The 11,296-nt window shown below is 58.7% G+C and carries 9 protein-coding genes; 3 read left to right on the forward strand and 6 right to left on the reverse strand.

Annotated elements, in window-relative coordinates; genetic code table 11:
- Positions 1–3: 3 nt before the first annotated feature.
- Genes O3306_RS18105 through O3306_RS18115 form a run of 3 tightly spaced genes read left to right on the forward strand, consistent with a single transcriptional unit; the run spans position 4 to position 3,373 of the window.
- Entirely contained in the window at positions 4–1,380 is a 1,377-nt protein-coding gene (locus O3306_RS18105; protein ID WP_272009925.1) for an aromatic ring-hydroxylating dioxygenase subunit alpha, read from the forward strand.
- 44 nt (positions 1,381–1,424) lie between these two features.
- The gene (locus tag O3306_RS18110; RefSeq protein WP_272009928.1) at positions 1,425–2,441 is read left to right on the forward strand and encodes a D-2-hydroxyacid dehydrogenase; all 1,017 of its coding nucleotides are present in this window, start codon (positions 1,425–1,427) and stop codon (positions 2,439–2,441) included.
- 47 nt (positions 2,442–2,488) lie between these two features.
- Entirely contained in the window at positions 2,489–3,373 is an 885-nt protein-coding gene (locus O3306_RS18115; RefSeq protein ID WP_272009930.1) for a 2-hydroxy-3-oxopropionate reductase, read from the forward strand.
- Between the two features lie 208 nt (positions 3,374–3,581).
- On the opposite strand, the gene O3306_RS18120 is transcribed toward O3306_RS18115, so the two are convergent.
- Genes O3306_RS18120 through O3306_RS18145 form a run of 6 tightly spaced genes read right to left on the reverse strand, consistent with a single transcriptional unit; the run spans position 3,582 to position 11,293 of the window.
- Complete coding sequence (locus O3306_RS18120; RefSeq protein WP_272009932.1) at positions 3,582–5,300, reverse strand: GMC family oxidoreductase; 1,719 nt, start codon at positions 5,298–5,300, stop codon at positions 3,582–3,584.
- 3 nt (positions 5,301–5,303) lie between these two features.
- Complete coding sequence (locus O3306_RS18125) at positions 5,304–6,581, reverse strand: TRAP transporter large permease (protein WP_272009934.1); 1,278 nt, start codon at positions 6,579–6,581, stop codon at positions 5,304–5,306.
- Positions 6,572–7,096: a TRAP transporter small permease gene (locus O3306_RS18130; protein ID WP_272009936.1), complete on the reverse strand. Its 525-nt coding sequence runs from the start codon at positions 7,094–7,096 to the stop codon at positions 6,572–6,574. Before O3306_RS18130 ends, O3306_RS18125 begins: the two co-directional genes overlap by 10 nt.
- Before the next feature lie 59 nt (positions 7,097–7,155).
- Positions 7,156–8,226: a TRAP transporter substrate-binding protein gene (locus O3306_RS18135; protein ID WP_272009937.1), complete on the reverse strand. Its 1,071-nt coding sequence runs from the start codon at positions 8,224–8,226 to the stop codon at positions 7,156–7,158.
- On the reverse strand, positions 8,226–9,692 hold the full coding sequence (locus tag O3306_RS18140) for an aldehyde dehydrogenase family protein (protein WP_334312360.1): 1,467 nt from the start codon (positions 9,690–9,692) through the stop codon (positions 8,226–8,228). The genes O3306_RS18135 and O3306_RS18140 overlap by 1 nt, the downstream gene beginning before the upstream one ends.
- Positions 9,689–11,293: a dihydroxy-acid dehydratase gene (locus O3306_RS18145; protein WP_272009940.1), complete on the reverse strand. Its 1,605-nt coding sequence runs from the start codon at positions 11,291–11,293 to the stop codon at positions 9,689–9,691. Before O3306_RS18145 ends, O3306_RS18140 begins: the two co-directional genes overlap by 4 nt.
- Positions 11,294–11,296 lie beyond the last annotated feature (3 nt).

Raw genomic sequence — 11,296 nt, forward strand, 5'->3', positions numbered from 1 at the left:
CCGATGACAGTCGCTGAAACCAAACCGATACTGGATATGTTCGCCGGAAACTTCCGTGGCTACACGCAGACCGAAACCGTCGGCATCGAAGAGGAGCTGGCCCGCATTACACCGGGCACGCCGGGTGGCGAGTACCTGCGGCGCTTCTGGCAGCCGGTCTTCATCGCCAGCGAACTGGGCGACCTGCCCAAGCTCATCAAGATTCTGGGCGAGGAACTGGTGCTGTTCCGCTATGCCGGGGGCGAAAAAATCGGACTGGTCCACAAATACTGTCCGCACCGCCGTGCGTCGCTGGAATACGGCAAATGCGAGGATAACGGCATCCGCTGCTGCTATCACGGCTGGCTCTTCGCGCCTGATGGCGAGATCCTGGAAACCCCTGCGGAAAACTCCGCCGCCGCCGACATGGTGCGCGAAAAGACCCGGCTGGGCGCCTATCCTGTGATCGAGTACAACGGGCTGGTCTTTGCCTATATGGGCCCGCCGGACAAACGCCCGGAATTCCCCTTCTACGACGCATTCACCATCCCCGAGATGGTCACCACGACCTACAAGGCGCCCTATACCTGCAACTGGATTCAGGTACTCGACGCCATTCTCGACCCGGTGCATACGACGTTCCTGCACAGCCAGAACAGCCATCCGCAATTCTCCGAAGGCATGGCCGCCCTCGGCGAGCTGAAATTCTTCGAGCGCAACGAGAACCACTTCCTTGGCTCCTCGACCCGGCGCATCGACGACAACGTCTGGGTGCGGGTGAACGAACTGATCCTGCCCAACTTCACCCAGGCCGGTTCGGCCTTTGCCGCCGACGGCACCGAGCAGCGCTATTTCGGGCGCTCGTGCTTTACCCGCTGGGTGGTGCCGGTGGATGACGAAAATTCCATCGTCTACGCCTGGGCCAATTTCGGCCCGCGCGGCGACCCGATGCAGTACAACACCAAGGAAGGCTGCGAACTGATTGAACAGGGCGAGATCCTGGACCGTCCGCTCGAGGAAAAGCAGCGCTACCCGGCGGATTCCGAGGCGGTCGAAGGGATGGGCCCGATCTCGACCCACAAGGGCGAACATCTGATGCCTACAGATCGCGGCATCTCGCTCTACCGGCGGCGCGCCCGCAAGCAGATCCGCGACCTTGCCAGCGACGGTATCGAGCCGCCGCAGCCCGTCCACCCCGAGGGTCTGCCGGTCCGCACCTACGGGCAGGACACGGTGCTGCGCATGCCGCCGATCGAAGGGCAGGATGATCGCAAATACCTTGCCCGCATTGGCGCTGAGGTGTTGGAGATGCAGTTCACCTTCGAGGATCTGGACGATGAGGCCCGCGACCGAGCCATCATCGACAAACTCAAGGAGTTCGAGGCCAACGGCCTCGGCTGATCCAGTCTGCTCAAGAGCACAAGAAAGACGGAAGGACTACGGCCATGACCGTGAAAGTACATGTGAAAAACAACCGTTGGGCACCGGGGTCCTTCCCCAACACCCCCGAGGGCGAGGAGGTCTTTACCATCACGCAAGAGCGGTTTCAGACCGCCCTTGCCGAGTTTGACGGCATCGGCGCGCAGATCGAAGCAATCTTCGACTGGGATACCGATAATTTCGAAACCTCGATGAAGGACGCGGATGTCCTGCTGACGTGGGATCTGCCCACCGAAAACCTGGCCACCATCGCGCCCAACCTGAAATGGATCCATTGCATCGGCGCGGGTGTCGAACACCTGCTGCCGATGGACTGGCTGCCCGAAGGCGTGACGCTGACCAACAACAAGGGCGTGCATGCTGCCAAGGCCGGCGAATTCGGCTTGATGGCGGTCCTGATGCTGCATTCGCACATCCCGGCCATCGTCACCAACCAGCGCCGCAAGGTCTACGATTCACTCTACGCCTCGCCGATAGCCGGCAAGACACTGGTGGTGCTGGGCACGGGTAGTCTGGGCGGGTCGGGTGCGAAAAAGGCGCAGGCCCTCGGTATGCATGTGATCGGCGTCAATCGCAGCGGCAATCCAGTGGACGGCTGCAACGAGGTGGTCACCACCGACCGGCTGGACGAGGTGCTGCCGCGCGCGGACTACCTGCTGATCGCCACCCCCGACACACCGCAGACGCGCGGACTGATGGACCGGAGCAGGCTGGACCTGATGAAGCCCTCCGCAGGCATCATCAACATCGGGCGCGAGGCGGTGATGGATTACGACGCACTTTGCGACAAGCTGCAGGAAGGCACGCTGGGGGGGGCGATCCTCGACGTGTTCGATCCCGAACCGGTGGCGGAAGACTCGCGCCTTTGGGATACGCCCAACCTGATCCTGACGCCGCATGTCTCGGCCGATGATGGTGACGCCTACATCCCGCTGACGCTGGGTCTGTTCTTCCGCAACATGGAACTGTTCCTGGCGGGCAAGCCGTTGCTCAACCCCATTCAGCCGGATCTCGGCTACTGACTGACGCGGGCTGACCCAAAAGGTCCGGCCCAAGAAAGGAGACCCACATGGATATCGGATTCATCGGCCTTGGCGTGATGGGCACGCCGATGGCGGAAAAACTGCTCGAGGGCGGGCATGGCATCGTGACCTGCCTCAATACCTCGCCCCTGCCCGCCGCGCTGAACGGTAAACAGGTCAAGGTCGTCGACTCCCCCGCCGAGGTGGCTGCCGCCTGCGACACGCTTATCATCATGGTGCCCGACAGCCCCGATGTGGAACGCGTACTGCGCGGCGAAAATGGCGCGCTTGAAGGTTTGCGCAAGGACGCGCTGGTGATCGACATGAGCTCGATCAGCCCGATTGTCACCGCCGATCTGGCCAAAGCCGTCAACGACAAGGGCGCACTCTACCTTGACGCGCCGGTGTCCGGCGGCGAGGTGGGCGCCAAGGCCGGCACGCTGACGATCATGGTCGGCGGCCCCGAAGCGGCGTTCGAGCGCGCCCGCCCCCTGTTCGAGCTGATGGGTGGCAACATCACCCTGATCGGCACCCATAACGGCGCCGGACAGACCTGCAAGATCGCCAATCAGATCATCGTCGCGCTCAACATTGAGGCGGTCAGCGAGGCGCTGCTGTTTGCCTCGCGAGCAGGCTGCGATCCGGCCACCGTGCGCAAGGCACTAATGGGCGGCTTCGCCTCGTCAAAAATCCTCGAAGTGCATGGCGAGCGGATGATCAACCGCACATTCGCCCCCGGATTCCGCATCTGCCTGCACCAGAAAGACCTCAACCTCGCGCTGCAAAGCGCGCGCGAACTGGGCGTCTCATTGCCGAACACCGCCACCTGCCAGGAACTGTTCAACTCCTGCGCTGCAAATGACGGCGGCAATGACGACCATTCCGGCATGGTCAAGGCACTGGAACGCATGGCAAATCACGAGATCGGATAGGTTTTCGGAACGTGCGCTTGGGTTTTGACGGAGGTCCGCATCAGGGCATTGAAAGGTCGCGGTATAACGGAACCGAGCCGGAGCGGGCGAGGTTCGCTCCGTTCCCGCAAACCCTTTTGATAACTGGGAACCGGATGGCGCTTCTGTTTTCCCGTAAAGAACAATAGCGCAGAGGGCAAAGACAGCCACTTATTGCGCCATGAAATGGTTAGCGGCGGTCTGAGATGATTGCATCTGATAGCTTTTCAGCAATCATGATGGTGGTCAGGTTAATGTTCGCACAGGGTATGCGCGGCATCACCGAAGCATCTGCCACTCGAAGCCCGTCGACACCGATGACGCGTCCACCCGCATCGACACATGCCATGGGGTCGTCTGCACGGCCCATAGCCAAACTGCCGCAGGCATGCCAATTGCCCAATACCGTGTCGCGGATAAAACGTTCCAGTTCGCTGTCGTCAACCAACATCCGCTCAATGTTGTAGCCAGACATGGCGATGGCCATCAGGCTGCGCCGTATGAAGTCGTTTGAATCCAAGGCAAGGGCACCCACAGCATTAACCATGCCAGTCAACCGATCTTTGCGGCCCAGGCGCCTGATCCATTCGGTATATCCCCCAGCGAAGGCGCTATAGCCCACCTCCCGCAGCTGCTCTGACTGCAGCAGTTGGATGGCAAACCGCACGCCGACCTTCATCCGCTCCATGTCGCGTGGATCTGATAGCAGGTTGAAGGCGACAAAAGGCTCGTCTTCCGGACGCGCGCTGCGCAGTCGAACATAACCGCGCGAATGGGCCTGATCTGGTCCCACGCGTAATACGCCGATCTGGTGGCCGATGCGTGTCTGATCAAAGCGCGCGCCCAATGACATTTTCATGTCGCCGCGTTCGCACCCCTTCAGCCCCGACGAAAACCGCGTATAGACCAAGAACGAATTCTTTATGGTCTCAGGCATCCGTGCCTCGGGCTTCAGATGCAGTCCCAGCCCAACCAATGGATGGTCCTGCAGATTTCGACCGACCCCGGGCAGGTCCACCAACACGGGGATTCCCAGCTCCGACAGATGATCGGCCGGACCTATGCCCATCCGCATCAGGATACCCGGAGAATGCAGCGCGCCTGCGCAAATAATGACTTCACCAGCGTTGATGGCTTGGAGTTGCGCCCCTTTGGGCTGCAACTCTACGCCGCTGATGCGCCGTTCATTGGCCAAAATGCGCACAAGCCGCGTCTCGGACATGATCTGAAGGTTGGAGCGGCGGCGAATGGCACTGCCAAGATATCCAACTGCCGTGGATATGCGGCGCCCATAAACGTTGTTCTTCGGGAAGGGAAAGCAGCCTTCAGAGTGTACGGAATGGCAATCGTCGTGATACTGCAGGCCTTGATCCTCTAACGCATCGCGAAAGGCCAGCGCAAAGGTCGACCAATCCTCGGGGAAGGTACGCCTGAGTGCGATTGGACCTTCACGACCATGAAACGGTCCGTCAAAGTCCATGTCCCTTTCCAACTTGCGAAAATAGGGGAGACAATCGTCATAGCTCCAACCGGTGGCTCCCAGTTTTTCCCAAGCGTCGTAATCCGAACGGATGCCACGCAGCGCAACTTGTCCGTTCACGCTGGAACCGCCGCCCATGACGCGCGCTTGTTCGTAGATATGCGCCGTCAGATCCCCCTCGGCCTCTTCAGGGGACCGATTGCCAACCGGATCACGTGTTACGGTCAGGTCAGTCCAATATCTGTTGTCTGAAAAATAGTCCGGCAGATAGCCTTCGGCCCATATGGAGGCAGGCACATCATCAGGTGGCGTGTCAGGACCAGCCTCGACCAACAAGACGGTGCACCGCCCGTCCGCCGACAGCCGATTGGCCAAAACGCAGCCAGATGATCCACCTCCGATCACGATATAATCAAAATGCTCAGCCATAATTCAGCGTCCGTAGAGATCAGGCAGAAACATCACCACCCCGGGTAGAAAAGTAATGATCAACAGGACGAGAATTGAAACGATGAGAAACGGCATATTGGCCCAGGCCAACCGCTCGGGCGATATTCGCCCGATCGTGGCACCAATAAACAAGCTGATCCCAACTGGAGGGGTGATCATCCCGATGGTCAGGTTGATCGCCACAACGATCCCAAAATGGACTGGATCCATGCCCATACCCACCACCACAGGTAACAGGATCGGTACAAGTATGATCAACGCGGCAATCATCTCCATGAATGCGCCCAGCACCAGCAGCATCAGGTTGATCAAAAGCAGTGTCACCACCGGGTTGTCTGATACAGTTTGTATCGCGGCGGTCACCATCGCGGGCACCTGTTCCTTTGTCAGAATCCAGCTAAGGGGCGCCGCGATGGCCACGATAATCAGCGCGCTTCCAGTGGTCCGGGCGCTCTCCAGCACGATCCGAGGCAGATCTCGCAGCTTGAGTTCCCTGTAGATGAACAGCCCTACCAACAAGGCGTAGAGACAGGCCACTGCTGCTGCCTCGGTTGGTGTGAAAAAGCCTGAAAAGATGCCACCTAGAATGATCGCGGGCATGCCCAAGGGTATCAACCCATCTGCCAAGGCCAGCAAAAACCTCTTCAGCGCAAATCGTTCACCCTTGCCGAACCCAAGCCGCCAAGCATAGACCGCGATCAATACCATCTGCGCCAGTCCCAGCAGAATGCCCGGCACAATTCCGGCCAAAAACAGTGCATTGACAGAGACGCCAGCGACCACCGCATAGACGATCAAGATGATGCTCGGCGGTATGATTGGTCCGATCAGCGAAGAGGAAACCGTTACCGATGTGGCAAATTCTGTTGAATAACCACGTTCCTTCATTGATTTGATCATGATGCTGCCCACCGCCGCAGTATCAGCGGCAGCAGAGCCAGAAATACCGGCGAACAGCATCGACACCACCACGTTGACATGGGCCAGACCACCCCGGACCCAGCCCACCATGGCCTCGGCCAGGGTCACCAGCCGCCGCGTGGTGCCCCCTGCGTTCATCAGGTTACCCGCAAGCATGAAGAACGGTACTGCCATCAGGACAAACACGTCGATACCGGCAAAAGCACGGTGCGGAATCGTGATCGGGTTGACGCCTGAGAGCAAGAAATACACCAAGACTGACGACCCCATCACCGCATAGATGGGCAGACCGATCAACAACGTGACAAAAAATGTTACGGCGAGCGCGGTCAATTCCACAGCCTGCTCCCTTCGTCCGGTTCTACCGGGTCATTGACCGTACCAGTCGCCAAACGGTTTGCCGCATCGATGAGCGTGGACAGGGCCATCAAAACCGTCCCGACAAAGAGCGGCGCGTAGACCAGCCAAAGCGGAATGTGCAGGTTAGGCGAAGATCGCCCGGTCTTAATCATGAGCTGAACAAGGCCCAGCGCATACCAGGCAAACCCGACAAGAAATGCCAGAAAGATGACCCGGCGCAGCAACCATAGGAATGTTTGAACCGGCAATGGAAACATCTTGGGCAGGGCATCCATGCCGATCAGGTCGCCGTAACGCGCACCAGCTGCCGTTGCGAGGAAAACGATCCAGATCAGCGAATAGCGCGCCAATTCGTCCAACCCCCGAATACGCAGCGCGGTGTTGCGCGCCAAGACATCAAGAAGGACCGTGCCAAGCATGAACAACATGAAGGCAATCACCAGCACGCGGATCGCGACTTCCATCATCAGACTAAGCTTCTGCAGTCGATCCATTTTCGTCACACTCCATCGTGATGACACCCGGCCCCACATCGCGGGGCCGGGGTCCTGTCTTAGTTCTGCGCTGAAGGCAGGGCTTCGATTTGTGCCATAAGATCACGCACCCAAGGTTCCAGGTTTTCCGAATACTTGTCGCGAACCGGGGCAGTTGCCTCGATAAAGCCTGACATGTCGGTGATTTCATTCACTTCCAGTCCCTGTGCTTTCATTGATTCGAGCGCTTCGGAATCCAGTCTCGCATAATCTGCGTTATTCTTGGCGACTGTATCGCGGCCGATTTCCTCGATCAGTGCCTGTTCAGCGGGCGACATCGAATCGAACGTGGATTTGCTCATTGCGAGCACGGCAATGTTGGCGACCGTCGGCAAAAGCGTCAGGTATTTCTGCACTTCGTTAAAACGCATCGACGACAGTGCCGACAAGGCGTTTTCGTTGCCATCTACCGTGCCGGTCTGCAGGGCACCGTAGAGCTCTGCAAAAGATGTAGAGGCCACATTTGATCCCAAGGCTTCATAGGTGTCGATATGGGCCGCGACGCCCATGGTCCGCATCCGCATTCCGTCGAAATCCTCCACCGTCAAAATCGGGTGGACGTTGTTCATCGGATACCGGAAAGCTGGAGAGCCGATCCCTAGAAGCTTGAACCCAGCCGCATCGGCCTCTTCGTAAAATTTCGAAAAGTCGAGCGTGTTCAACGCCTCTTCGATATGTTCGGGGCTACGGAAGACGAACGGCATATTGAACAGATCGAAGGATGGAACAAAGCTAGCCATTGCAGCTGTGTGGACCCAAGTATAATCCATCGACCCCAGCAATAGCGCATCGAGCGCGTCGCGTTCCCCACCGAGTGCGCCACTGGGATGCACATCAAGCGTCCAGGCTCCATCGGTCTTTGCCGCCATCTCCTCTTTCATCAGCATGGCCGAGGTATGATAGGGGAACTGCTCGGCAACCACGTGGCCAAGAGTCATCTGGCGTTCTTGGATGTCCTGCGCTGCGGCTCCCGTCGCGCCGGTAAGGACCACTGCGGCCCCTAGAGTGAATTTCTTCAAAGCATTCATTTTTCTTCTCCCTGTTTTGTTTGGTTTGGTCGTAGTTTGGGTGCGCAAGCAGATGTTGGACATCAGTCGAGCGCGTAGCGGATATTCTTCAGTTGCGTGTCGTCCAGCATCGCCGCGATCCCGCGTTCCTTGCCAAAGCCGCTCATCCCGAAGCCACCAAAAGGCGCGTCGACCGAAACCTTGCGACCTGCGTTGATGCAAACGGTACCTGCCCGAATTCTGTGCGCGGCTCGCATCGCGCGGCCGGTGTCACGGGTAAACACCGCAGCCGCCAAGCCGAAGTCACTGTCATTGGCCATGGCAATGCCGTCGTCTTCGGTGTCAAAAGACAAGACGCTTTGGACGGGTCCAAAAATCTCGTCACGTGAGGTCTGCATGTCGCCAGCTGCGTTCAGGATCAAAGCGGGTGAAATGAAATAGCCCCCGCTGAGATCGTCGCGCTGTGACAGATCCACATAGCGGCGCAGATCAGCACCTTCGGCCTCTGCCTGATCCAGATATCCCGATATCCGATCTCGTTGAGCGGCACTGACGACCGGGCCCATCTCTGATTGCGGATCCTGTGCCAGACCAACCCGCACAGATCGCAACCGTGTTTCCAGTTTATCCACAAAGGCATCGTGTACGTCGCGCTGCACGATCAACCGGGTACAGGCCGCACAGACTTGACCTGAATTGCGCACATTGTCAGTATAGGCCGCCTCAACCGCTGCATCGATATCGGCATCAGCAAAAACCAGCAGAGGCGACTTGCCTCCGAGTTCCAGCGTCAGGCGCTTTACGCCCTGTGCCGCAGCCTCGAAAATGCGCTTTCCCGTTTGCGTGCCGCCAGTAAAAGAAATTTTGCCAACAGCGGGATGTGTCACCAACCGCATTCCGGCTTCTGCGCCGCCATGGATCACGTTCAGTGCTCCGGGCGGCATATCTGCGGCCAGAGCGCATTCGGCCAATAGCGCAGTGGACAGCGGGGTGACCTCAGAGGGCTTCAACACCACGGTGTTCCCGGCCGCGAGCGCAGGGGCCAATTTCAACACCGCCAACAATGCCGGATAATTCCAAGGTGTGATCAATCCGCAAACACCGATGGGTTCGCGCAGAGTAAAATCAGTCAGGCTCGGGTCCGAGATGTTCAGCGTCTCGCCGCCCAATCCCAGCAGCAACCCTGCGTAATACTCTAACGAGTCAGCCAGTCCGCCCATCTCGGTCGACGTCAGCGAAATCGGGCGGCCCACATCGAGCGTTTCGGCCAAAGCAAAATCATCGGCACGCGACCGGATTGCGTCGGCAAAACGAAACAGGTGCCTTGACCTTGCTTTGGGCGTCAGCGTGCCCCAGCCAGACGCGAACGCAGCCTGCGCCGCGTCGATAGCACGGTCTGCGTCGAGAGCATCAGCCTCACTAAAGGATCCCAGCACTTTACCTGTGGAGGGATCGATACTTTCAAACTTTGCCTCATTGATTGAAGGCACTTCCTGCCCGTCAATCATGTGAGGCCATGCTGAACCGGAAGATCTGAAAACCATGGTCATTTTTGATCCTTTGATGCGGCCTCGCGCCCCGGGCGCAGAACACCCCCGCGGCTGAGGGGGGTCACCAGCTGCTGATAAAAACCTAGCCAGCCATCGCGCATTTCGACGATCATGGGGCCAGTCTCTTCCACTCGGCGCGTCAGTTCTTCAGTTGAGACCATCAAATCGACAGAGCGGCCCGGCAGATCTATTCGGATCGGATCACCGTCACGCACCAGCCCGATGGGACCGCCCATCGCCGCCTCGGGCATGACCTGACCAACGACCACGCCGTGGTTGAGGCCAGAAAGCTGCCCATCCGTGACCAAGGCCGTTTTGCCTTTCAGAGAGCTGCCCGCCAAAGCCGCCGCAAACCAAGATGCCGAGGCCACTCCAGGCCCTCCCCTTGCACCAAGGCCGCGCAGAACAACCACCTCGCCTTCAGCCAGTTGCTCTGCCTCAAGCGCGTCCAAGGCTGCCTGTTGGGTTTCAAAAACCCGTGCAGGCCCTTCGAATACCAGGTCAGATGCGGCACTGGTTCCCAGTTTCAGGATTGCCCCTTCTGGTGCCAAGCTACCCTTGAAAACCATCAGTGACGGCCCAGCGGAAACCGGTCGTTCCAAAGACGCGATGGCCCCTTCACGCGCCGGGGCTGCCCGATCCAGCCGGTCACCCAATTCAACGCCGTCCACGCCGCGCGCCGTCAAATCCAACAGGTCGCGCAGCACTTTCATGACCGCCAGCGTACCCCCCGCCTCGTCCAAATCTTCGATCCGGCCAGAGCCGTTCGGTTTGATCGCGCAGAGGACCGGCACTTTTCCATCGAGCTCCGCAAAGATGCGGTAGATATCAACGGGAACTCGTCCTTCTTCGGCCACGGCCTGCAAATGGCGCATAACGTTGATCGACGTACTAAGTGCCAGAGCAACAGCAGCGGCATTGTGAAAAGCGGCAGGTGTCAAAACCTGTGACGGACGCAAATCTTCGTGGATCATCTCGACGATCCTTCGTCCCGACGCGCGGGCACGTTCGTACATTGTGTCACCTTCGGCAGCGGTCGGGGCGCTGCCCGGCAAGGTCATACCCAACGCCTCACTCATGATGTGCATCGAATTGGCGGTCCCCATCCCGACACAGACGCCGGGGCCGCGGATTGCCACACGCGACATGCAATCGATATCGCTGACAGTCAGCCCACCTGAGCCGAGCTTACCAACACTCTCGAACACGTCCTCGATATCAACCGGTACATTGTTTAATTGCCCACAGGCCTGATACCCGCCAATGACCAGCAGCGCGGGGATATTCAGCCGGGCGGCGGCCATCATGTGAGCTGGTGCTGTCTTGTCGCAAGACGCCAGACAGACCATGCCATCCAACTGCGGCCCTTCGACAGAAACCTCGATATCGTTCACAACCAGATCGCGTGACGGCAGGATGTAACTACCCGAAGATCCCGCACAATGGATAAAGTCGCTCGGCGCAGTCGTTTTGATTTCAAAGGGAAGTCCACCAGCTGCGCGAATTTCTTCCTTAACCACAGCCGCGACCCGGTCGAGATGCGAGAAGCAACTGGACATCTCAGATGAGGTATTGATGACCGCGATTTTCGGCTTTTCCATATC

It is taken from the genome of Roseovarius sp. ZX-A-9 (assembly GCF_028369135.1).
Taxonomy (GTDB): domain Bacteria; phylum Pseudomonadota; class Alphaproteobacteria; order Rhodobacterales; family Rhodobacteraceae; genus Roseovarius.

What these genes read in the sequence shown, in the direction of transcription:
- O3306_RS18115 (WP_272009930.1), top strand. Translation starts at nt 2,489, where the DNA reads ATGGATATCGGATTCATCGGCCTTGGCGTGATGGGCACGCCGATGGCG.
- O3306_RS18145 (WP_272009940.1), bottom strand. Translation starts at nt 11,293, where the DNA reads ATGGAAAAGCCGAAAATCGCGGTCATCAATACCTCATCTGAGATGTCC.
- O3306_RS18130 (WP_272009936.1), bottom strand. Translation starts at nt 7,096, where the DNA reads ATGGATCGACTGCAGAAGCTTAGTCTGATGATGGAAGTCGCGATCCGC.
- O3306_RS18120 (WP_272009932.1), bottom strand. Translation starts at nt 5,300, where the DNA reads ATGGCTGAGCATTTTGATTATATCGTGATCGGAGGTGGATCATCTGGC.
- O3306_RS18140 (WP_334312360.1), bottom strand. Translation starts at nt 9,692, where the DNA reads ATGACCATGGTTTTCAGATCTTCCGGTTCAGCATGGCCTCACATGATT.
- O3306_RS18135 (WP_272009937.1), bottom strand. Translation starts at nt 8,226, where the DNA reads ATGTCCAACATCTGCTTGCGCACCCAAACTACGACCAAACCAAACAAA.
- O3306_RS18105 (WP_272009925.1), top strand. Translation starts at nt 4, where the DNA reads ATGACAGTCGCTGAAACCAAACCGATACTGGATATGTTCGCCGGAAAC.
- O3306_RS18110 (WP_272009928.1), top strand. Translation starts at nt 1,425, where the DNA reads ATGACCGTGAAAGTACATGTGAAAAACAACCGTTGGGCACCGGGGTCC.